This is a genomic window from Nonomuraea sp. NPDC050022 (assembly GCF_044460705.1).
GTDB lineage: Bacteria > Actinomycetota > Actinomycetes > Streptosporangiales > Streptosporangiaceae > Nonomuraea.
The window spans coordinates 272,846-293,390 of the sequence record NZ_JBITKE010000010.1; the positions used below are offsets into that span (position 1 = coordinate 272,846).

The following is a 20,545-nucleotide window of genomic DNA, read 5'->3' on the forward strand; positions in this document are numbered from 1 at the left end:
GTCATCTCCAGTGGAGGCCGAGCCCCCGGTGCTCACCGACGCGCACCTTCGCGTCGCTCACGTGGACGGGATACGGTTCGGCCAGCAGCCCCAGCGCGGCGAACGAGGCGTCCTCGACCTCCTCGGCCATGCACGGCAGCGGCAGAGCCAGCGCGAGCTGCGCCGACAGGTCGGGCAGCAGGTGCGGGTAGACCGGGATGTCGAACGTCCGGGCCAGCTCGGTGATGCGCAAGAACGGGGTGATTCCCCCCACCCTGACCACATTGGGCTGCACGATGTCGCAGGCCCCCGCCGTCAGCAGGTCGCGGAAGCCGTAGACGGTGTAGACGTTCTCGCCGACCGCGATGGGCACGTCCACGGACCGCCGCAGCTCCACGTGCGCGGCGACGTCGTCGGCGGGCAGCGGCTCCTCCAGCCAGTGCAGGTCGTACGGGGCCAGCGCCTCGACGGCGCGGCGGGCCCGGTGCAGGTCCCAGCGCTGGTTGGCGTCGATCATCAGCAGCGTGCCGGGGCCGACGACCTCGCGGACCGCGGCCACCCGCTCGACGTCCTCGGCGAGGTCGGGCCGGCCCACCTTCATCTTGATCCCGGGATAGCTCGCGGCCTTCCACCGCCCGGCCTGGGCGGCCAGCTCTTCCAGCGAGTAGTGCAGATTCACCCCGCTGCCGTACACCGGCACCGTGTCCCTGCGCCGCCCCAGCACGTCGGCCAGGCCGCGCTCGCCGCAGCGCAGATCCCACAGCGCCAGGTCGACCCCGGCCAGCGCGACGGTGGTGATCCCGCCGGGCCCGGCCTCGCGCAGGTGCCGCCAGAGCCGGTCCCACACCACCTCCGGGTGCGGGTCCAGGCCGATGACGGCCTCGCGGATGTCGTTCTCCAGCAGCGCCTGTACGGCCCGCGCCCCGATCTGCGGCGTCCAGGAGAAGCCGGTGCCCGTCCGGCCGTCGTCGAGCGTGAGCTCCACGACCATGACGTGGTTGACGGGCACGTCCGGCCCCCACGGCCTGGACAGCTCGGCGGTGTGAGCGCTCACTTTCAGGTCACGGATCATGAGGCTCCTGCCAGCGACCGCCCGTGTTCGATCAGGGCCTTCAGCTCGGCCACGTGCTCGGGCGAGGCGTCGACCAGGGGCGGGCGTACCGGTCCCGCGTCCAGGCCGCCGAGTCGTACGCCGGCCTTGACCAGGGAGACGGCGTAGCCGGGGACCTTGGAGCGCAGCCGTACGAGCGGCTCGTAGAACTCGGTGAGCAGGTGGTCGGCGCCGTTCAGGAACGCGGTGGCGATCTCCGGCGCGAAGGCGAAGACGGCGGAGGAGTAGAGCTCCACGCCGATGCCCCGGTAGGCGCCCATCGTCAGCTCGGCCGTCGGCAGCCCGTTGAAGAACCTGAACTCCTCGCCGATCTCCCTGCGCACCGCCAGCACCGTGCGCTGGATGAGGTCGATGTCGCCCAGGCCGTCCTTGAGTCCGATCACGCCCGGGATCCTGGCCAGCGCCACGACCTGCTCGGGGGTGGGCGCCACCGCGTCGCGCTGGTAGATGATGACCGGCAGGATCGCGGCGACCGCGCGTACGTAGGCGGTGAAGCCCTCGTTGGGGCCCTTGGCCAGGTAAGGGGGCATGAGCAGCAGGCCGTCGGCGCCCGCCTCGCGGGCCGCGCGGGCCTGGCCCAGCGCCGCGCCGAGCGGGCCGCCGGCGCCCGCGAACACCGGCACCTGGCCCGCCGTGGTCTCGACCGCCACCCGGACGGCCGCGGCGTGCTCCGCCTCCGACAGCGCGGGGAACTCACCCGTGCCGCAGGCCGCGAACACCGCGCCGGGCCGGTGCCGGAGCCCGCGCCTGATGTGCTCGGCCAGCACCTCCTCGGCCAGCCCGTGGTCGGGGTCGAAGGGGGTCACGGGGAAGAAGAGGACTCCGCTGAGGTTCATCCGGTCTCCAGTTCGGTGTGCCACGATCTCTTGGGCGTCCAGCCCAGCATCCGCCCGGCCTTGGCGGAGGTGAAGGCGGGAGAGGTCCCGGTGAGGTTCGCGGCCGCGGCGGCGGTCGAGGGGATGACGGCGGGGAGCAGCTCCGCCAGGGGCTCGCGGGCCAGCGCGTCGGCCGCCCCCGCGAAGAACACCTCGCCGTTGGGCAGGTCGGGCAGGCGTTCGAGGAGCACCGAGATCAGGTCGGAGGCGTCCCTGGCGTCGAGGTAGTTGAACAGCGAGGCCCCGGCGATGTCCGGCCGGTCCAGCCGTTCGACGATCGTGTGACCCGACTGGGTGGGCGCGCCCGACCACTCCTCGGGAGCCACCACGAAGCACGGCCGCACCGCCGCGAACCGTGTCTGCGAGCTGCGCGCGAATGACGCCATCGTCTGCTCGGCCACGACCTTGGACAGGTTGTAGGCGTTCCACGGCGCGACGGGGTGCTCCTCGTCGATGGGCAGATAGCTGGGCGTCCAGCCGCCGGGCGCGCCGTAGCCGATGACGGTCGGGCTGCTGGCCACGATCACCTTGCCGACCCCGGTGCTGCTCGCGGCCGCGCACACGTTGAAGGCGAGCTGGGTGTTGGTACGGAAGGTCAGCCCGTCGGTACGGCTGAACGGGGTCGCGATGGCGGCCAGGTGGATCACGGCGTCGGGCCGGAAGCGGGCCATGACGTCATACGCCTCGCCCAGGTTCGTCAGGTCGGCGGGCAGGGTGACCGCGGCCTCTGGGGGAGTGCCCGGTGTGACGTCGATGCCGATCACCTCATGACCGGCCTGAGCCAATGAGGCGACCACGCTGCGCCCTAGCCGGCCGGCGCTGCCGGTCACCAGTGTTCGTGTCATCGGTCGTTCACCACTCCTGCTTGGGATACAGCAACCGGTTGCAGAAAGTATCGAGGCGGGGCCGGGAGAACGTCAAGCGGCATGGTCTTCTCTCCCCAAGCGGTCTGGCCATATGAAGAGATATGGTGGGGATTCGGGTGAAAAATCCGGCGGGGATGGCTGATTGACAGTGATACAAACGATTGCACTAAAGTACTAGGTACGGTCGGAGGAGGCCAAGCGTGGCGGTGACGATTCGTGACGTGGCTGAGGCGTCGGGCGTACATGTTTCCACGGTGTCCCGGGCGTTCTCCGCGCCCCACCTGGTCAACCCCGAGACGCGCACCCGCGTGCTCGCCATCGCCGAGGATCTCGGCTACCGGCCCAACCGCGCCGCGCGGGCGCTGACCACGGGCCGCACCCACAACATCGGCCTCATCGTGGCCGACATCGCCAATCCCTTCTTCCCGCCGCTGATCAAGGCCGCCCAGGCGCAGGCCAGGCTCCGCGACTACCACGTGTTCGTGGCCGACACCGATGAAGACCCGCAGGTGGAGGAGGATCTGATCCAGACCCTCACCAAGCAGGTCGACGGCGTGCTGCTGTGCAGCCCGCGCCTGACGAACCGGACGATAGAGCGGCTGCGCGAGGAGGTGCCGTTCGTCGTGGTCAACCGCCGGGCCAAGGGCATGCCGACCGTGCTCATGGACGTGGGCCGCGGGGCCAGGCAGGCCGTCGAACACCTCACCGCGCTCGGGCACCGGCGCATCGCGCTGGTCACCGGGCCCAGCGGGTCGTGGACCAGCAAGGAGATGCAGGAGGCGGCCGCCGCGATGAACGACGTGGACGTCGTCTTCCTCGGCCCCAACCCGCCGACGGAGCTGGGCGGCCTGGCGGCGGCCACCGACGTCATCGCCTCGGGCGCGACGGGCGTGCTGGCCTACAACGACCTGGTCGCCATCGGCCTCATCGAGGGGCTCGCCGAGCGGGGCAAGAGCGTCCCCGGAGACGTCAGCGTGATCGGCGTGGACGACATCGTGCCGGGCCGGCTGAGCCGCCCGAAGCTGACCACGATCGCGATGCCCACCGCCGCCGCCGGCCGCATCGCCGTAGACCTGCTGCTCCAGTCGGTCGATTCGGCGGCCACCGCCGCCGCCACGATGCTGGAGACGGCCCTGATCGTCCGCGAGTCCACGGGAAAGGCACACAGATGATGTTCGGAACGCTGCCGTCGGGTGAACAGGTCGAGCGTGTCGAGCTGTCCTCAGGACGGCTGCGCGCGAGCGTGCTCACGTACGGCGCCATCCTGCAGTCGCTGGAGGTGTCCGGCGTCAACGTGGTGCTCGGACTGCCCACGCTGGAGGACTACCTCACCCGCAGCCGCTACTTCGGCGCCGTCGTCGGCAGATACGGCAACCGCATAGCGGGCGGCCGCTTCACCCTCGACGATGTCGAACACCGCCTGCCGCTCAACAACGGGCCCAACAGCCTGCACGGCGGCAACCGTGGCTTCGACCGCAAGGTGTGGACGATCTCCGAGGCCACCGACTCCTCCGTGACGCTCACGCTGACCAGCCCCGACGGTGACCAGGGCTATCCGGGCACGCTGACCGCCTCGATCACCTACACGCTCGAGGACGACGCCCTGCGCCTGGACTACACGGCCGAGACCGACGCGCCCACCGTCGTCAACCTCACCAACCACTCCTACTTCAACCTGGCCGGCAGTGGTGACGTGCTCGGGCACGTGATCCAGATGGACGCCGAGCACTACCTGCCCGTCGACGAGGACAAGATCCCCACGGGCGAGCCGGCGCCGGTCAAGGGCACGGAGTTCGACTTCACCACGCCGCACGCGGTGGGCGAGCGCTACGACGGCGGCTACGACCACTGCTTCGTGCTCGACGGCGGCATCCGGGTGACCGAGCCGGTCGGCGGTCTGACCATGGAGGTCACGACCACCGAGCCGGGGGTCCAGTTCTACGCGGGCGGCATGCTGGACGGCGTCGCCACGCCGTACGGACCGCACGCGGGTCTGTGCCTGGAGACGCAGCACTTCCCCGACTCGCCCAACCAGCCGCAGTTCCCCTCGACCGTGCTGCGGCCGGGCGAGACCCGCACCTCCACGACCTCCTACCGGTTCACCAGCTGACCGCCCGCTCCTACCGGTTCCCTACTTGACCGCCTGCCCGCAGCGCGGTCGTGGCGCGGAGCACCAGGAGCGCCACGTCGTCGTTCGACGGTTCGGTGGCGAACGACTCGACCGCCTGCCGGATCCGCTCGGCCACGGCGTGCGCGCTCAGCCCCGAGCAGCCCGACAGGATCGCGGTCAGCCCGTCGTCGTCATCGAGCAGCCGGTTGCCGTCGCGCCGCTCGGTGACGCCGTCGGTGACGCACAGCAGCAGTTCCTCGGGCAGCAGCTCGAACGTCTCGGTGTAGAACCGCGCGTCGCCGTCGATGCCCAGCAGCAGCTGGGAGGTGGCGACGGGCTGGACCTCGCCGTTCGCGCGCAGCAGCAGGGGCGGGGGATGACCAGCCGAGGCGAGCGTGCACAGCGCGCCGCCCTGAGGCAGCGGTGTCAGCTCGCCGCAGAGCAGGCTGAGGAAGCGGCCGTCCTCACCCTCATCCAGCAGCGTCTGGTTGAGCCGGTCGAGGATGTCGGACACGGTGTAGTTCTCCTTGGCCAGCAGCCGTACGGCGTGGCGGGCCAGCCCGGTCACCGCGGCGGCCTCCGGACCGCTGCCACAGACGTCGCCGAGAGCGAAGCACCAGTGGTCGCCGACGGTGAACAGGTCGTAGAAGTCGCCGCCGACGTGCGCGCCCTCTTCGGCGGGCTCGTAGACGACCGCCGACTCCAGCCCCGGCATCGGCGCCACCCGCATGGGCAGCAGGCTGCGCTGCAGCACCCGTGACGTGGTCGCCTGCCGCGAGTAGAGCATGGCCGTGTGCAGGTTGAGCGCCACCAGGCGGCACAGGTCGGCGAGCAGGTCGGCCAGCTCCAGCGGAAGGGTCGGCTCGACGCGCCCGATCACCAGCGCGCCGTGCGAGCGGCCCTGGGTGAGCAGCGGGAACGACAGCACGCTCTCCGGCCCGACCGGCCAGGTCGCCTCGCCCAGCGCCGAACGCGGGATGACGGGCAGGGCCTGGCGCAGGTCGGCGTTGTGGCGTTCCTCGCTGTGCCACACGTGCGCGAGCCTGGTCATGCCCGCCAGGTCGGTCAGGTAGACCGCCGCCCAGGTGGCGATCTTGGGCACGACCAGCTGGGCCGTCAGAGCCGCGATCAGCTCCTCGTCGTGCACGCCCGCCAGCAGCTCGCCGGCCTCCGCGAGGAACGACAGCCGGCCCCGATGCGCCCGGTCGCGCTCGGCCAGCCGCTCGCGCTGCACGGTCACCGCCACCTGGTCCGCGATGTGCTGCAGGCTCGCGGTGAGCGCCTGGTCGAACCGGCCGGGCTCGGCGGCGGTCGCCACGAGGTAGCCGGTCACCTCGCCCGCCACCACGAGCGGCGCGCACACCAGCGACCTGGCCTGGAGCCGCTGGGCCAGCTCGACGTCGGTGGCCAGCAGGTCCTCGAACATCACCGGCGCCTGCCGCTCCACGCCGAACACGCCCGCGGTCACCACCCCCACCAGCCCCGCCGTCGCCCCGGTGCCCGCCGCGACGCCGAACCGGTTGCCGCCCTCGGCCCGTACCAGCACATAGGCGGCGTCGGCCGCGCTGGACAGCTGGACGATCTGCGCGATGGTGTCGAGCAACTCGTCCAGCGGCATGTCGTGGTCGAGCAGGTCCTTGATGCGGCCGCCCTGCTCTCGCTTGAGCGGGGCGGGCGGGGAGGCCAGGACATAGCGGTGGTCGCTGGACACCACTATCCAGATCGACCGACGGTCCTGCGCGCGGCCGTCGGTGCGCAGGTGGGAGATGTAGACCGGGAGCAGGTCCCCGTCGCGGTGCCGCATCCTGGACTCGCCGCGCCAGCGGCCCAGGCCGAGTGTGTCCGACAGCGACAGCGCGCACGGGCCGTGCCTGCGCCAGGCGACCAGATCCGCCAGCGGCTCGCCGGCGACCTGGGCGGCGGACCAGCCGAGCAGTGCCTCCGCCTCGGCGTTCCAGGAGACGATCCGGCCGTCGAGGTCGCTCACGATGACGGCGACGTGCAGGCTCTCCGTGGAGGCCGCGATCGAGGCGGCCTTCGTGGCGGGGATGCCGGAGGCGCTCTCGTGGCCGCACCCCTTGTCGAGCTCCATGCGGACCCAGACCCGCTTGGCCGCGCCCGTGTAGGTGACGCCCCAGGCGTCGGCGAGCATGCCCGCCAGCGCCAGACCGCGCCCGCTCGTGGCCATGCCCTCGGGCGGCGGCGACTCGGCGGCCGGCACGATCAGGGTCGGGTGGTGGTCGTCGACCTCGATCTCCAGTCTGGTCGGGACGGCGTTCGGGTCGAGCCGGCAGGTCAGCTCCAGCCCCGTGCCCGCGTGCACCACGGCATTGGTGACGAGTTCACTGGTCAGCAGCACGGCGTCTTCGGTCAGGTGGCTCAGTTGCCATTCGCCGAGCACCTGACGTACGAAGCGCCGTGCGGCCGCGGGGGCCTGTGGGGTGCCGTCGAAGGCCGTGCTCGACACGCGGGTCGTGTCCACTATGCGTCCTAGAACATCACTCGATGTGGCAGTTCGGTCACTCTCAGAGTGGCAGACTGGACGGCTCCAATACCCCCAGTTGCAAAGAAGGCCTCCATGGTCGTGCTGTTGGACCCGCTGGAGGTGAGGAATGGGCGGGTCTCAGGTGGTCTCGGGGGAGAAGGAAGGCTCTGATGAGGTCTTCGCCGATCTGTCCCGTAAGAACACGCGGTACTGCGCGATGCAGACGGCCTTCGACACGGTTCGATGGTGACGGGTGCGGGGTAGGAGAGCTTTCGCACGCTGCCTTCACGCGTGTTCGGCGAGCCTGTGTGCGTTCCGCGGTGTCTCCGTCGTACCTTTGGCATCATGGCCACCCGTACGCCGAAAAGCGCATCCAAGGGGCCGGCGAAGCGGTCGACCTCCGCCCGCTCGACCCCCGCCAAGCGCGCATCCAGCTCGACCGGGCGGCCGAGGGCGAAGGGGGCCGGGTCGGCCCGCAAGCCGGGCATGACCCACCATGACCCGATCACGTGGGTCTTCACGATGATCGGCAAGCTGATCGTCGGGCTCTGGATGCTGCTCGCCAACGGCATCGGCAGCACTGCTCGGGCGCTCGGCAAGAACGCGCGCGACCTGGATCCCGCGCATCGGCGCGACGGGGTGGGCCTGTCCGTGCTCGCCGGCGCCATCGTGCTGGCCGCGATGACCTGGCGCCAGGCCGACAGCACGGTCTCCGGCGTGGTCAACGTCACCGTGCACAGCGTGTTCGGGTCGCTGGCGTGGGCGCTGCCGCTGCTGCTCGGCCTGCTCGCCTGGCGCTACCTGCGCCACCCCGACCAGAACGCCGACACCGGCCGCATGGTGATCGGGTGGAGCGCGCTGCTGGTCGGCGTGCTCGGCGTCATCCACGTCGCCAACGACACGCCCTACCCCGCCGGCACCGCCAACGACGGCATGGAGCGGGTGTCGCAGGCGGGCGGCATCATCGGGTTCATCGTCTCGGCGCCGCCGATGAGCATCCTGCCCGCCTGGATCACGATCCCGCTGCTGCTGATCCTGTCGGGCTTCGGCGTGCTGGTCATCACGGCCACCCCGGTCCACCGCGTCCCGGAGCGGCTGGCCGAGCTCACGCACCTGCTGTTCGAACGGCACGCGCTCGCCGAGCAGGCCGCGCCCGTCAAGAAGCGGACCAGGGCCAAGAAGGGCGAGACGGGCGAGAAGGCCGATCTGGTCAAGCCGTACGACACGCCGGTGCTCTCCGAGCAGGACAAGCGCGCCGAGCACTCTCCCGAGATCGTGCCGGGGCTGACGGACGAGGAGGAGCCGCCCCCCACGCCGGTCAAGAAGGCCGAGCCGCCGGAGCCCACTCCCGCGCCCCGCAAGGTCGAGCAGCTGGTGCTCTCGCCCCAGGCAGGGCCGTACAGTCTGCCCGATCTGCAGTTCCTCAAGCCGGGCAGCGCGCCCAAGCCGCAGACCAAGGCCAACACCGTCGTCGTCAACGCGCTGACCAGCGTCCTTGAGCAGTTCGTCATCGACGCGCAGGTGATCGGGTTCACCCGCGGCCCGACCGTGACCCGCTACGAGATCGAGCTGGGCCCCGCGGTCAAGGTGGAGAAGGTCACGGCGCTCACCAAGAACATCGCGTACGCCGTTAAATCGGCGGATGTCCGGATCTTGTCGCCGATTCCGGGGAAGTCGGCGATCGGGGTGGAGATCCCGAACGCGGACAAGGACCTGGTCTCCCTGGGCGACGTGCTGAAGTCCCAGGTGGCGCAGAGCGACCACCACCCGATGATCGTGGGGCTGGGCAAGGACGTCGAGGGCCGCACCATCGTGGCGAACCTCGCCAAGATGCCCCACCTGCTCATCGCGGGCGCCACCGGCGCCGGTAAGTCGGTCTGCGTCAACGGCCTGATCACCTCCATCCTGATGCGAGCCACGCCCGACGAGGTGCGCATGGTGCTCGTCGACCCCAAACGGGTGGAGCTGTCGGTCTACGAGGGCATCCCTCACCTGATCACGCCCATCATCACCAACCCGAAGAAGGCCGCGGAGGCCCTCGAATGGGTGGTGGGGGAGATGGACCGTCGCTACGACGACCTGGCCGCCAGCGGGTTCCGGCACGTCGACGAGTTCAACAAGGCCGTGCGGGCCGGCAAGCTGCAGCCGCCGCCGGGCAGCGAGCGGGTCTACCAGCCCTACCCGTACCTCCTGGTGATCGTCGACGAGCTGGCCGACCTGATGATGGTCGCTCCGCGTGACGTCGAGGACTCGATCGTGCGCATCACGCAGCTCGCCCGCGCGGCCGGCATCCACCTGGTCATCGCCACGCAGCGGCCCTCCGTCGACGTGGTCACCGGCCTGATCAAGGCGAACGTGCCCTCGCGGCTGGCCTTCGCCGTGTCGAGCCTCACCGACTCGCGGGTCATCCTCGACCAGCCGGGCGCCGACAAGCTGGTCGGCCAGGGTGACGCGCTGTTCCTGCCGATGGGCGCCAGCAAGCCCATCCGCATCCAGAACGCGTTCGTCTCCGAGAAGGAGATCGCCGAGATCGTCACGCACTGCAAGACGCAGATGCAGGCCGAATACCGCGACGACGTCGCCGCGGCGCCGGTCAAGCGGGAGATCGACGGCGACATCGGCGACGACCTCGACCTGCTCGTCCAGGCGGCCGAGCTGATCGTGACCACGCAGTTCGGCTCGACCTCGATGCTGCAGCGCAAGCTCCGCGTCGGCTTCGCCAAGGCGGGGCGGCTCATGGACCTGCTCGAAAGCCGCAATGTGGTCGGTCCCAGCGAGGGCTCCAAGGCTCGCGAAGTGATCGTGAAGCCCGATGATCTGCCCGGTTTGCTAGCTGACTTGCGTGGCGAATGACCCCAATGCACGTTCGCCCGACGACTACTGATTGAATGTGAATCATTACAGAACGTCGTGGGACGGAAGGCGCTAGCCATGCCGGAACAGAGCACAGGGGCCATGCTCGCGGCAGCCCGGCGGTCAGCCGGGCTGACGGTCGCGCAACTGAGCGAGACCACCCGCATTCGTGAGGCGATCATCTACGCGATCGAGCGCGACGACTTCTCGCAGTGCGGTGGTGATTTCTATGCGAGGGGACACGTCAGGGCCGTAGCCAAGGCCGTCGGGCTCGATCCCGTGGCGACCGTCCACCTCTATGACGAAGAACACAGCGGGGCGGCCACGCCCATCCGGGCCGCCGCCGTCTTCCAGGCCGAACGCAAGATCAGGATCAACGAGCGGCGCGGTCTCAACTGGACGATGGCGCTGGGCGTGGCACTGGCCATCACCATGGTCTTCGGGGCGGTCAGGGTGCTCGGCGGCGGCACGACGGACGAGATGCGCACCGCCGACTCCCACCTCATCCCGCCGAACGTCCCGATCAACGAGCACGCTCCCAAGGCGTCGCACGCCAAGGGGAAGGCGTCCAAAACGGCCGCCAAGGACGTCGTCGTCGTCAAGGTCAAGGCCAAGAGCCCGTCCTACCTGAACGTCAGCGACGCCAAGGGACGCAAGCTGTTCTCGGGGACGTTGAAGGCGGGCAAGAGCAAGACTTACCGGTCCGACATCGAGGTCCATCTTCTGATCGGTGACGCGGGCGCCGTGTCGCTGCAGGTCGACGGCAAGGATCTGGGTCATCCGGGGGCCAGCGGGGAGATGGTGACGCGCTCGTTCAAGCCTTCCAAGGCACAACCTAGGTAGCCCGTGCGCCCGGTGGTGGCCAACTGCCGATACCGTAGTGTTCACCATGTCATCCCGCCGAACCGCATCGCTGATCACTCTGGGCTGCGCGCGCAACGAGGTCGACTCCGAGGAGCTGGCCGCGCGACTTGAGGCTGCCGGTTGGCAGCTGGGCGACGACGACCCCGATGTCGTCGTCGTCAACACGTGTGGCTTCATCGACTCGGCGAAGAAGGACTCCATCGACACGCTGCTGGCCGCGGCCGACTCCGGGGCCAAGGTGGTCGCCGCGGGCTGCATGGCCGAGCGCTACGGCAACGAGCTCGCCGACGCTCTGCCCGAGGCCAGCGCGGTCATCTCCTTCGACGACTACACCGAGATCGGCGGCCGACTCGACGACGTGCTCGCCGGTCGGCCGCTCAAGCCGCACACGCCAAGAGACCGCCGCACCCTGCTACCCATCTCGCCCGTGGACCGTGCCAGCGCGGGCAAGACCGCCATCCCCGGCCACGGCGACCTGCCCGACGGGCTGGCGCCCGCCAGCGGGCCCCGCGTGCTGCGCAAACGGCTCGACGAGAGCCCGGTGGCCTCGCTCAAGTTGGCCTCCGGCTGCGACCGGCGCTGTACGTTCTGCGCCATCCCGGCCTTCCGTGGCGCCTACGTCTCCCGCGATCCCGAGGAGCTCCTGGCCGAGGCCGACTGGCTGGGCCACCGGGGCGTCCGTGAGCTCGTCCTCGTCAGTGAGAACTCGACGTCCTACGGCAAGGACCTGGGCGACCTGAGGGCGCTGGAGAAGCTGCTGCCGCGGCTGGCGGCGGTCGAGGGCATCCAGCGGGTGCGGGCCAGCTACCTGCAACCGGCCGAGCTGCGGCCGGGGCTCATCGACGTGCTCGCCGGCACCGAGGGCATCGCCCCCTACTTCGACCTGTCCTTCCAGCACGCCAGTGGCACCGTGCTGCGCCGGATGCGCCGTTTCGGCGACCCTGAGCGCTTCCTGGGACTGCTGGACAGCATCCGTGAGGGCGCGCCCGAGGCGGGTGTGCGCTCCAACTTCATCGTCGGCTTCCCCGGTGAGACGGAGGAGGAGTTCGGCGAGCTGGTCGGGTTCCTGGAGCAGGCCAGGCTCGACGTGATCGGCGTGTTCGGCTACTCCGACGAGGACGGCACCGAGGCGGCCGGCTTCGCCGGCAAGCTCGACCAGGACGTCATCGACGAGCGTGTGCGCGTCCTGACCGAGCTCGCCGAGGAGCTGACCGCGCAGCGCGCGGAGGAGCGCATCGGCACGGAGGTCGACGTGCTCATCGACGACGACCTGGGCGACGGTGGCTATGAGGGACGGGCCGCCCACCAGGGTCCCGAGGTCGACGGGTCCGTCACGGTCCAGGGCATCGGCCTGGTCCGCGGTCAGATCGTGCGCGCGGTGGTGGTCGATGCCGAGGGGGTTGACCTGATCGCGCGCATCAAGGCCGGTCCATGACCAAGGACGAGCGCCGCGTGGTGAGCCCGTGGAACATCGCCAACGTCCTCACGGTCCTCCGGTTGGTGCTCGTCCCCTTCTTCGTCGTCTGTCTCTTCCTGCCGGGCATGGGCTGGCGCCTGGGTGCGCTGGCGGTGTTCGGCGTGGCCTCGTTCACCGATCATCTGGACGGCGAGCTGGCCAGGCGCTACGGGCTGATCACCGATTTCGGGAAGATCGCCGACCCGATCGCCGACAAGGCGCTGACCGGCGCGGCCCTGGTGTCCCTGTCGATCCTCGGCGAGCTGCCGTGGTGGGTGACGGTCACCGTCCTGGGCCGCGAGCTGGGCATCACCGCCCTGCGGTTCGTGTTGCTCAGGCACGCGGTCATCCCGGCCAGCTACGGCGGCAAGGTCAAGACCGTGCTGCAGATCACGGCCATCGTCCTCTACATCCTGCCCCACGTGCCCGACACGATCCGCTGGGTGGTGATGGGCGCGGCCGTGGTCGTCACGGTGGCCACGGGCGTCGACTACGTGGTGCGCGCGATCAAGCTACGGCAGGTGGCCAGACGGGCCCGCGGGGAGTGATCATGGTTGGTGCCGCGGAGGTTCTCTCCCTGCTCGTACACCGGGCCGCCACGCTCGCCGTGGCCGAATCGCTGACCGGCGGGCTCATCGGGGCGGCGTTCACCTCGGTCTCGGGGTCCTCCAAGTCCTTCAGGGGCGGGGTCATCTCCTACGCCACCGATCTGAAGCACCGGCTGCTGGCGGTTCCGGACGAGCTGTTGCGCCGGGAAGGGGCCGTGCACCCGGAGGTGGCGGCGGCGATGGCGACGGGGGTCGCCCGGCTGTGCGAGGCGACATACGGCCTGGCGGTGACCGGTGTGGCGGGGCCGGAGCCACAGGACGGGAAGCCCGTCGGCACGGTGCATGTGGCCGTCAGCGGACCCGGCGATCAGATTTGGCAGAGACAGTTGAGGCTTGAGGGGTCTCGCGAACGTATCAGGGTAGAGACGGTGGACGAGGCTATCGATCTACTGGCAAGTGTGCTGAAGGGGAACAATGGGGAACATACCGGGTGATTACCGTGTTACGTCCCCAGCGAACATCCGAGGCACGGTCTCACACGGTGTCGGTTGATACGGGTACGGTGGAGCTGTGAGTGAGGTCCGTGAGCCATCTGCAAGCACCGAGCGCCCGGCAGGCGGGCCTAACGAGTCACGTAACGAACCTTCACGTAATGAGCTGTCACGCACTGAGCCATTGCGCAATGAAGGAAGCGCGGCGGGGCAGGGACGGAGACGTCCGATGATGACGGCGAGGAGCATGTACGAGCCGAAGAAGAAGAACGGACGGCACGATCCGACCGCGCGGGGCGTGGCGGTGAAGCCATCCACGCCGGGGAGGGAGCGACAGATGATTCTGCTGCGTCAGCTGCTCGGCGACGTGCTGAGGCGATTGAGGGTGCGGCAGGGACGCACCCTTCGTGAGGTGTCCACGCTGGCGCGTGTCTCGCTTGGCTACCTGTCCGAGGTAGAGCGCGGTCAGAAGGAGGCGTCATCGGAGCTGCTGGCGTCGATCTGTGGCGCCCTCGGGGTGCCGCTGTCGCAGGTGTTGCGTGAGGTGTCCGACCAGTTCGCGCTGGCGGAGCTCCAGGCCACCCCTGTCCTCGCCGACGCGCCGGAGCACGAGCGCATCCCCCTTCCCGAGACGGTGCCCGGGTCGATCTCCGACTCCGTGTTTCCCGAAGTCAAGGACATGGTGGCCGCCTAACGCGGTTGGCAGTCACCACACCACAGGATCAGGCGTTCCTGTGGCTGTGCGCCCATCTCGCCGCGACTGATGCGCGTTCCGCATCGGCGGCAAGGTCGGCCTGCCCTGCCGTAAACCCACGTCTGGCCGGCCGGTCTGCGGTCGCCCGTGGTCACTGTGGCGGCGTGTGTCCTGTTCGCCGCCAGGAGCCGCTGGGCGAGCGTCACGAGCGCGTCCAGGTCCTCGATGTCGCCGACCTTCCGCCACGGCCAGATGCCGCGCAGGAAGAGTGTCTCGGCGCGATAGATGGTGCCGATTCCCGCGAGATTGCGCTGATCGAGCAGCGCCTCCCCGATCGTCCGTTCCGGCGCCTCGCGCAGGCGGCGCACGGCCTCGGCCGGATCCCAGTCGTCGCCGAGCAGATCGGGCCCCAGATGTCCGACGACGCGGTGCTCGTCGGCGGTCTTCAGCAGGTCCACCACCCCCAGCCGCACGCCCACGGCCTGCCACTGCTCGTTGGCCAGCACCAGCCGGATCTGGTCGCCGGGGGCGGTGCGACGGCCCGCGGGCAGCACTCGCCAGCTGCCGTCCATGCGCAGGTGCGTGTGCACGGTCAGGCCGCCCTCGACGCGGGTCAGCAGGTGCTTGCCACGTGAGAGGCTCTCCAGGACCGTCCGGCCACTGAGATCGGCCGTGGCGTGCCGGGGGACGCGGAAGTCCGAACGGGTCAGGATTCGGCCGTCGAGCGCGCCGCGCAGCCGCGCGGCCGTACGGTAGACGGCATCTCCTTCGGGCATGCCCCCAGTCTAGAAACCCGGCCGGACCGGCAGGCGTCCCCTCCTGAACGGCGTCCCGGCTGAGCCGCCGGGTGGGGTAACTCCCCGGGCGGCGAGCTGGCCGCGTTGTGTGGAGTCATTCCCAGAGCGGCGAATCGGCCCGGGGGTGGGGTCAGTCCCAGGCGGCGAGGTGGCCGCGTCGTGCGGGTCAGACCCAGGCGGCGGGGTCGGCGGCGTCGTGCGGGTCAGTCCCAGGCGGCGGGGTCGGCGGCGAGTTGGCGGACGCGGTCGGGGAGGGCGCCGCTGGCCACCTGGTCCAGCGTGACCTCCTCCAGGATGGCGCGTTCGGTGGCGCGCAGCGCGATCCAGACCTGCTGCAGCGACTCCGCCGGTCCCCGGTAGCCCACGTGCTCGGGACGCTCTCCACGTACGTTGGCCAGTGGCCCGTCGACCGCCCTGATGACGTCGGCGAGAGAGATCTCCGCGGCGGCCCGGGCCAGGACGTAGCCGCCTTCCGGACCTCGCTGGCCGCGGACCAGTCCGGCGCGGCGCATCTGCAGCAGGATGTTTTCCAGGTATTTGGGGGGCATGTCCTGCTCTTTGGCGAGCTCGCCCACGGTGGTCGGGCCGGCGCCGGCCGCGGCGAGTTCGGCGGCAGCACGGAGGGCGTAGTCGACACGAGCGGAAAGGCGCATGTTGTCGATTATCCCTCCTGGTCAACACTGGTTATGCGCAACGTCGCCAGAATGGGCGGTCGATCCCGGCGCGGCAGGCGCGGTGCCTGCGCGGACACCGCGATCAGTGGGCTGCCGAGGCGGCGCAGGACAGAGGGGATGATCGTGAGACATCCTCGTGTTCACCTGCGGTGATAAGCAAGGTCCAGGGCGCTAAACTTCCAACAACCTTTTCGATTTGACGGTGGGATTCAGCGTGGAGCGACGCCCTGGTGTGCCCAGACTGCTCAGGGAGATCAACGACCGGGCCGCACTGGAGTTGTTGCTGGCCACGGGCCCGATGACGCGGGGGCAGATCGGCGATCAGACAGGGTTGTCCAAGGTCACCGCCTCGCAGACGCTGTCCCGGCTGGAGGAGCGCGGGCTGGTCGAGGTCGTCGGCACGCAGGCCGGCGGGCGCGGCCCCAACGCGGCGCTCTACTCCGTCATCCCCTCCAGCGCCTACGTGGCCGGGCTCGAGGTGGGGCCCGAGCTGATCTCCGCGGCCGTCGCCGACATCCACGGCCGGACGATCGCCGAGGTCACCGTCGACCCCGCCGACCTCGACGACCCGGTCTCGGTGGTGCACGGCGCGATCATGAAGGCCTGCCGCAGCGCCAAGATCAGCATCGGCCGGCTGCGCGGCGTGGTCATCGGCACCCCCGGCGTGGTCGATCCGCGCAGCGGCGACGTGCGCTTCTCCTTCGACCTGCCCGGCTGGCACGAGGGCATCCACGAGGCGCTCGCCGGTGACCTCAAGCGCGAGGTGACGATCGAGAACGACGTCAACCTGGCCGCGATCGCCGAGCGCGCCGACGGCGCCGCCCAGGGGCTGGACGACTTCGTGCTGCTCTGGTCCGCCCGTGGTCTCGGTCTCGCGGTGATGCTCGGCGGCAAGCTGCACCGGGGCCGTTCGGGCAGCGCGGGCGAGATCGGCTACCTGCCGGTGCCCGGCGTACCGCTGCCCGAGGACATTCGCAACGAGCCGGGTCGCCTGCCCTCGCTGGCGGGCGGCCTGCAGTCGCTCGTCAGCGCCGAGGCCGTGGGCGAGCTCGCGGAGGGCTACGGGTTCACGGCCGAGAGCGCCGGGGAGTGCGTGAAGGTCGCCATGGCGGCCGGAGCCGAGGGCGAGCCCTTTCTCGACGAGATCGCGCACCGGCTCGCGCTCGGCGTGGCCGCGGTCTGCGTGATCCTCGATCCGGGGCTGGTCGTGCTGGCGGGCGAGGTGGGCCAGGCCGGTGGCACCGCGCTCACCGCCCGGGTGGAGGAGGCCGTGGCCCGCATCTGCCCCGTACGCCCCCAGGTCGTCACCACCACGGTCACCGACAAGAACCCGGTGCTGCGCGGCGCCGTCCTCGCGGCCCTGGACCAGGCCCGCGAGGCACTCCTCAAACCGTGAGCAGTTCCACCGCCGCCTGGGCGTTCGCGCGGGCCGCGCCGTACGTCGCGATGTAGGCCGCGCTGTCCGGCCGCCAGATCGGCAGCCCCATCTCGATCACCGTCGCGTCGGGCCGGGCCGCCACCAGGGCGGAGACGAGTTCGCGGCTGGCCTCGTTGCGGTGCGCGTCCTTGATCACCAGGACCAGCGACCGATGAGTGGCCTTCGCCAGCAGCACCGGCACGTCCGCGTCGGCCGGCTTCACCCGGATGATCTCGGCCTGGGGCAGCCATGGCCCCACGCCCCAGGGCACGTCGCCGACGGCGATGGTCGGCGGCGTGTCCACCTCGATCACCAGCGGCTCGACCAGCGGCTCCGTCACGCCCGTGAGCCGCACCGCGCGCCTGGCGGCGTGCAGGCCGACCCCGTTCTGCTCGACCGAGGGGGAAGCGGGCGAGCCGAACCACTCGCGCAGCGCCGCCAGCCTGGCCGCAGCCTCCTCCAGCCGGGCCGCGGGCAGCCGTCCCTCCCGTACGGCCGTGACGATCTCGTCGACGATGTGCCGCACGTCGTCGTAGGAGGGCAGCGGGCCCAGGCAGAGCAGATCGGCGCCCGCGGTCAGCGACAGCACGGCGCCACCGGCCAGGCCGACGCTCTTGGTGATCGCGTGCATGTCCATCGCGTCGCTGATGACCGCGCCGTCGTACCCGAGCTCGCCCCTGAGCAGTTCGGTCAGTGCGGCGGGCGACAGCGTGGCCGGGGTCGGGCCGGTCAGCGCGGGCACCGCCACGTGCGCGGTCATGATCGACTTGGTCCCCGCGCCGATCGCCGCCCGGAACGGCACCAGCTCGCGCTCGCGCAGCACGTCGAGCGTGACGTCGACGACGGGCACGGACACGTGCGAGTCGACCCGGGTGGCGCCGTGGCCGGGGAAGTGCTTGACGCAGGCGGCGACGTTCACCGACTGCAGGCCCTGGACAGCGGCCACCGTGTGCCTGGCCACCAGCTCGGGGTCGTCGCCGAACGACCTGGTGCCGATCACCGGGTTGTCGGCCTCGGTGTTGACGTCGGCGTCGGGCGCCATGTCCAGGTTGATGCCGCAGGCGGCCAGCTCCGAGCCGATCGCTCGGTAGACCCGGTGCGTGAGCTCGGCGTCGTCCACCGCGCCCAGCGCCGCGTTCCCCGGGTACGGGCTGCCGACGTGGTAGGCCAGGCGGGTGACGTCGCCGCCCTCCTCGTCCAGGGAGATGACAGGTTCGCCGACCGCGCGCAGGGACGCGGTCAGCGCCCGCAACCGGTCCGGGGCGGCGACGTTGAAGCCGAAGAGGGTGACACCACCCAGGCCGTTCTCGAGCTCGCGCAGCACCCAGTCGGGCGCCGTGGTGCCCTGGAAGGCGACGAGCAGTGTGCCGGCCGCGAGGCGGCGCAGCCCCCGATCACTCTGACTCATAGCTCCTCATCAATGGTTTTTCGGGCACGGCGAAGCCGCACGAAGATGCGTGGGTCGGTCAGCCCTTGACGGCCCCGGCCACCAGACCGGAGACCATGCGGCGCTGAACCAGCAGGAAGAAGACGACGACCGGGATGGTCATCATCGTGGAGCTGGCCATGATGGCGCCCCAGTCGGTGCCCTTCTGCCCGAAGAAGTACTGCATGGCCACCGGCATCGTGTAGCCCTCCGAGCCGCTCATCAGGACCAGCGCGAAGATCAGTTCGTTCCACGCGGTGATGAACGAGAAGATGCTGGTGGCCACCAGGCCCGGCGCGACCAGGGGGAAGAGCACCTTCCAGAACGTGGTCATCCGCCCCGCGCCGTCGATCCAGGCCGCCTCCTCCAGCGACTTGGGCACGGCGGCGACGAACGTGCGCAGCATCCAGATGCCGAAGGGCAGCGTGAGCCCCACGTTGACGAGGATCAGGCCGGCCAGCTGGTCGTACAGGCCGAGCCGCTTGACACTCAGGAACAGCGGGATGAGCAGCGCCTCGGAAGGGATCATCTGCACGATCAGCAGCAGGATCAGGAACGTGTTGCGCCCCTTGAACCTGAAGCGGGCCACCGCGGTCGCCGCCAGCAGCGAGAAGACCGCCCCGATGAGCACGGTGCCCCCCGCCACGATGGCGCTGTTGCGCATGTAGAGCCAGATCGAGTGCCCGGCCACGCCCTCGCTCAGCACCCGGTCGACGTGCTCGAAGGTGAAATGGGTGGGGAACGGGATGAAGTCGGTGGTGAAGATCTGGTCGTTGGCCTTGAACGAGGTCGAGGCCATCCAGTACACGGGGAAGATCGCGATCAGGAACACCAGCAGCCCGGCCGCGTTCAGCGCGATCTTGCCGAGTTGTTTGCGCGCGAGCGGGCTCACATCTCCTCCTGCTTGACGAGCTGCCTGACGTACACCGCGGTGACGACCAGCAGGATCGCGGTCAGCACCAGGGCGATCGCCGCGCCGGAGCCCATCTTGGGCGGCGGCCGGAAGGCCTCGGCGTAGGAGTAGATCGACAGGTTGAACGCCTCACGGTTCGATGGACCGCCCATGAGCACGTACAGCTGGGAGAAGACCTTGAAGTCCCAGATGATCGACAGTACGGTCAGCACCGCGAAGACCGGCTTGAGCAGCGGAAAGGTGATCTTCCTGAACGTCCGCCAGGCCGACGACCCGTCCACCCGCGCGGCCTCGTACAGCTCGGCCGGGATGCCCTTGAGCCCCGCCAGCACCGAGACGGCCACGAACGGGAAGCTCGCCCAGACGACGCAGATGATCAGCACCATGTAGATGGACCACGCGTCGTTGAGCCAGGGCTGGCCGGTCCAGTCGGTCCGGCCGAAGAGCAGGCTCGGCAGCCAGTCGGGCAGCAGGTTGAGCGCCCAGTTGATGACCCCCGCCTCCGCGTCGAACAGCCACTTCCAGATGACGCCCTGCGCCACCGGCGGCACGGCCCACGCGAACATGATGCCGACCACCACGAACGTGGACATCTTTCTGCCGAGCTTGTTGAGCAGGACGCCCACCGCCGTACCGACGATCAGCGTCAGCGACACGGCGAGGACGGCGAAGACGAGCGTGTTGCGCAGCGAGGACCAGAAGATCTCGTTGTCGAAGATGCGGGTGAAGTTGTCCCAGCCGACCCAGGTGGCGGGCTTCCTGCCGCTGATCTGGACCAGGCCCACCTTCTGGAAGGCGATGATCCCGACCTGGAACAGCGGGTAGAGCAGCAGCGCTCCGATCACCAGCAGGCCGGGGATCAGCAGCACGTACGGCACCGACCAGGTGGGCAGGCCGCTGGCCCGGGCCGGGCGGTGGGAGTTGGGCCGCCGCGGGGTGGAGGACTGGCCGCCACCCCTGGCGAGCGTCGAGGTGTTCGTCATAAG

18 protein-coding genes are annotated in these 20,545 nt (G+C 70.1%); 9 read left to right on the forward strand and 9 right to left on the reverse strand.

Going from position 1 to position 20,545, the window contains the following annotated elements; translation table 11 throughout:
* Position 1: 1 nt before the first annotated feature.
* The 3 genes from ACIBO2_RS39240 to ACIBO2_RS39250 are packed head-to-tail and all read right to left on the reverse strand — an operon-like array spanning position 2 to position 2,810.
* The gene (locus ACIBO2_RS39240; RefSeq protein WP_397303586.1) at positions 2 to 1,051 is read right to left on the reverse strand and encodes a mandelate racemase/muconate lactonizing enzyme family protein; all 1,050 of its coding nucleotides are present in this window, start codon (positions 1,049 to 1,051) and stop codon (positions 2 to 4) included.
* Entirely contained in the window at positions 1,048 to 1,926 is an 879-nt protein-coding gene (locus ACIBO2_RS39245; protein ID WP_358535331.1) for a 5-dehydro-4-deoxyglucarate dehydratase, read from the reverse strand. Before ACIBO2_RS39245 ends, ACIBO2_RS39240 begins: the two co-directional genes overlap by 4 nt.
* A complete protein-coding gene (locus ACIBO2_RS39250) occupies positions 1,923 to 2,810 on the reverse strand; it encodes an NAD(P)-dependent oxidoreductase (RefSeq protein WP_358535333.1) in 888 nt (295 codons plus the stop codon). The genes ACIBO2_RS39245 and ACIBO2_RS39250 overlap by 4 nt, the downstream gene beginning before the upstream one ends.
* A gap of 221 nt (positions 2,811 to 3,031) precedes the next feature.
* Here ACIBO2_RS39250 and ACIBO2_RS39255 point away from each other — a divergent pair, with 221 nt between their 5' ends.
* Positions 3,032 to 4,003, forward strand: a complete 972-nt coding sequence (locus ACIBO2_RS39255; RefSeq protein WP_357656179.1) for a LacI family DNA-binding transcriptional regulator — start codon at positions 3,032 to 3,034, stop codon at positions 4,001 to 4,003.
* On the forward strand, positions 4,000 to 4,941 hold the full coding sequence (locus ACIBO2_RS39260; RefSeq protein WP_358535335.1) for an aldose epimerase family protein: 942 nt from the start codon (positions 4,000 to 4,002) through the stop codon (positions 4,939 to 4,941). Before ACIBO2_RS39255 ends, ACIBO2_RS39260 begins: the two co-directional genes overlap by 4 nt.
* A gap of 10 nt (positions 4,942 to 4,951) precedes the next feature.
* Here ACIBO2_RS39260 and ACIBO2_RS39265 read toward each other — a convergent pair whose 3' ends face one another.
* Complete coding sequence (locus ACIBO2_RS39265) at positions 4,952 to 7,423, reverse strand: SpoIIE family protein phosphatase (RefSeq protein WP_397303591.1); 2,472 nt, start codon at positions 7,421 to 7,423, stop codon at positions 4,952 to 4,954.
* 348 nt (positions 7,424 to 7,771) lie between these two features.
* Here ACIBO2_RS39265 and ACIBO2_RS39270 point away from each other — a divergent pair, with 348 nt between their 5' ends.
* From ACIBO2_RS39270 to ACIBO2_RS39295, 6 genes are all read left to right on the forward strand, one after another.
* A complete protein-coding gene (locus ACIBO2_RS39270; protein WP_358535339.1) occupies positions 7,772 to 10,279 on the forward strand; it encodes a DNA translocase FtsK in 2,508 nt (835 codons plus the stop codon).
* 78 nt (positions 10,280 to 10,357) lie between these two features.
* The gene (locus tag ACIBO2_RS39275; protein WP_358535341.1) at positions 10,358 to 11,122 is read left to right on the forward strand and encodes a helix-turn-helix domain-containing protein; all 765 of its coding nucleotides are present in this window, start codon (positions 10,358 to 10,360) and stop codon (positions 11,120 to 11,122) included.
* 46 nt (positions 11,123 to 11,168) lie between these two features.
* Entirely contained in the window at positions 11,169 to 12,578 is a 1,410-nt protein-coding gene (gene rimO / locus ACIBO2_RS39280) for a 30S ribosomal protein S12 methylthiotransferase RimO (RefSeq protein ID WP_357946937.1), read from the forward strand.
* Entirely contained in the window at positions 12,575 to 13,147 is a 573-nt protein-coding gene (gene pgsA / locus ACIBO2_RS39285; protein ID WP_357946939.1) for a CDP-diacylglycerol--glycerol-3-phosphate 3-phosphatidyltransferase, read from the forward strand. The genes rimO and pgsA overlap by 4 nt, the downstream gene beginning before the upstream one ends.
* 2 nt (positions 13,148 to 13,149) lie before the next feature.
* Positions 13,150 to 13,641 (forward strand): CinA family protein, encoded by a 492-nt coding sequence (locus ACIBO2_RS39290; protein ID WP_358535345.1) that lies wholly within the window; start codon positions 13,150 to 13,152, stop codon positions 13,639 to 13,641.
* A gap of 334 nt (positions 13,642 to 13,975) precedes the next feature.
* Positions 13,976 to 14,332, forward strand: a complete 357-nt coding sequence (locus ACIBO2_RS39295; RefSeq protein WP_357656163.1) for a helix-turn-helix transcriptional regulator — start codon at positions 13,976 to 13,978, stop codon at positions 14,330 to 14,332.
* Here ACIBO2_RS39295 and ACIBO2_RS39300 read toward each other — a convergent pair.
* Positions 14,329 to 15,108, reverse strand: coding sequence for a DNA-formamidopyrimidine glycosylase family protein (locus tag ACIBO2_RS39300; protein ID WP_397303598.1), 780 nt, complete (start codon positions 15,106 to 15,108; stop codon positions 14,329 to 14,331). The two genes, ACIBO2_RS39295 and ACIBO2_RS39300, sit on opposite strands and share 4 nt — an antisense overlap.
* Positions 15,109 to 15,332: 224 nt before the next feature.
* Positions 15,333 to 15,782, reverse strand: a complete 450-nt coding sequence (locus ACIBO2_RS39305) for an Rrf2 family transcriptional regulator (protein ID WP_214638527.1) — start codon at positions 15,780 to 15,782, stop codon at positions 15,333 to 15,335.
* Positions 15,783 to 16,017: 235 nt separating this feature from the next.
* Here ACIBO2_RS39305 and ACIBO2_RS39310 point away from each other — a divergent pair, with 235 nt between their 5' ends.
* Positions 16,018 to 17,199, forward strand: coding sequence for an ROK family protein (locus ACIBO2_RS39310; protein WP_358535349.1), 1,182 nt, complete (start codon positions 16,018 to 16,020; stop codon positions 17,197 to 17,199).
* Here ACIBO2_RS39310 and ACIBO2_RS39315 read toward each other — a convergent pair.
* Genes ACIBO2_RS39315 through ACIBO2_RS39325 form a run of 3 tightly spaced genes read right to left on the reverse strand, consistent with a single transcriptional unit; the run spans position 17,189 to position 20,542 of the window.
* The gene (locus ACIBO2_RS39315) at positions 17,189 to 18,628 is read right to left on the reverse strand and encodes a glycoside hydrolase family 3 protein (protein WP_397303602.1); all 1,440 of its coding nucleotides are present in this window, start codon (positions 18,626 to 18,628) and stop codon (positions 17,189 to 17,191) included. The two genes, ACIBO2_RS39310 and ACIBO2_RS39315, sit on opposite strands and share 11 nt — an antisense overlap.
* Before the next feature lie 58 nt (positions 18,629 to 18,686).
* Positions 18,687 to 19,538, reverse strand: a complete 852-nt coding sequence (locus tag ACIBO2_RS39320; RefSeq protein ID WP_358535353.1) for a carbohydrate ABC transporter permease — start codon at positions 19,536 to 19,538, stop codon at positions 18,687 to 18,689.
* Positions 19,535 to 20,542, reverse strand: coding sequence for a carbohydrate ABC transporter permease (locus tag ACIBO2_RS39325; RefSeq protein ID WP_397303605.1), 1,008 nt, complete (start codon positions 20,540 to 20,542; stop codon positions 19,535 to 19,537). The genes ACIBO2_RS39320 and ACIBO2_RS39325 overlap by 4 nt, the downstream gene beginning before the upstream one ends.
* Between the last annotated feature and the right edge of the window lie 3 nt (positions 20,543 to 20,545).

Bases quoted from the DNA above. Each gene is read 5' to 3' on its own strand.
- ACIBO2_RS39240 (WP_397303586.1), bottom strand. From the start codon at position 1,051: ATGATCCGTGACCTGAAAGTGAGCGCTCACACCGCCGAGCTGTCCAGG.
- ACIBO2_RS39245 (WP_358535331.1), bottom strand. From the start codon at position 1,926: ATGAACCTCAGCGGAGTCCTCTTCTTCCCCGTGACCCCCTTCGACCCC.
- ACIBO2_RS39250 (WP_358535333.1), bottom strand. From the start codon at position 2,810: ATGACACGAACACTGGTGACCGGCAGCGCCGGCCGGCTAGGGCGCAGC.
- ACIBO2_RS39260 (WP_358535335.1), top strand. From the start codon at position 4,000: ATGATGTTCGGAACGCTGCCGTCGGGTGAACAGGTCGAGCGTGTCGAG.
- ACIBO2_RS39270 (WP_358535339.1), top strand. From the start codon at position 7,772: ATGGCCACCCGTACGCCGAAAAGCGCATCCAAGGGGCCGGCGAAGCGG.
- ACIBO2_RS39275 (WP_358535341.1), top strand. From the start codon at position 10,358: ATGCCGGAACAGAGCACAGGGGCCATGCTCGCGGCAGCCCGGCGGTCA.
- rimO (WP_357946937.1), top strand. From the start codon at position 11,169: ATGTCATCCCGCCGAACCGCATCGCTGATCACTCTGGGCTGCGCGCGC.
- pgsA (WP_357946939.1), top strand. From the start codon at position 12,575: ATGACCAAGGACGAGCGCCGCGTGGTGAGCCCGTGGAACATCGCCAAC.
- ACIBO2_RS39290 (WP_358535345.1), top strand. From the start codon at position 13,150: ATGGTTGGTGCCGCGGAGGTTCTCTCCCTGCTCGTACACCGGGCCGCC.
- ACIBO2_RS39295 (WP_357656163.1), top strand. From the start codon at position 13,976: ATGATTCTGCTGCGTCAGCTGCTCGGCGACGTGCTGAGGCGATTGAGG.
- ACIBO2_RS39300 (WP_397303598.1), bottom strand. From the start codon at position 15,108: ATGCCCGAAGGAGATGCCGTCTACCGTACGGCCGCGCGGCTGCGCGGC.
- ACIBO2_RS39305 (WP_214638527.1), bottom strand. From the start codon at position 15,782: ATGCGCCTTTCCGCTCGTGTCGACTACGCCCTCCGTGCTGCCGCCGAA.
- ACIBO2_RS39315 (WP_397303602.1), bottom strand. From the start codon at position 18,628: ATGAGTCAGAGTGATCGGGGGCTGCGCCGCCTCGCGGCCGGCACACTG.
- ACIBO2_RS39325 (WP_397303605.1), bottom strand. From the start codon at position 20,542: ATGACGAACACCTCGACGCTCGCCAGGGGTGGCGGCCAGTCCTCCACC.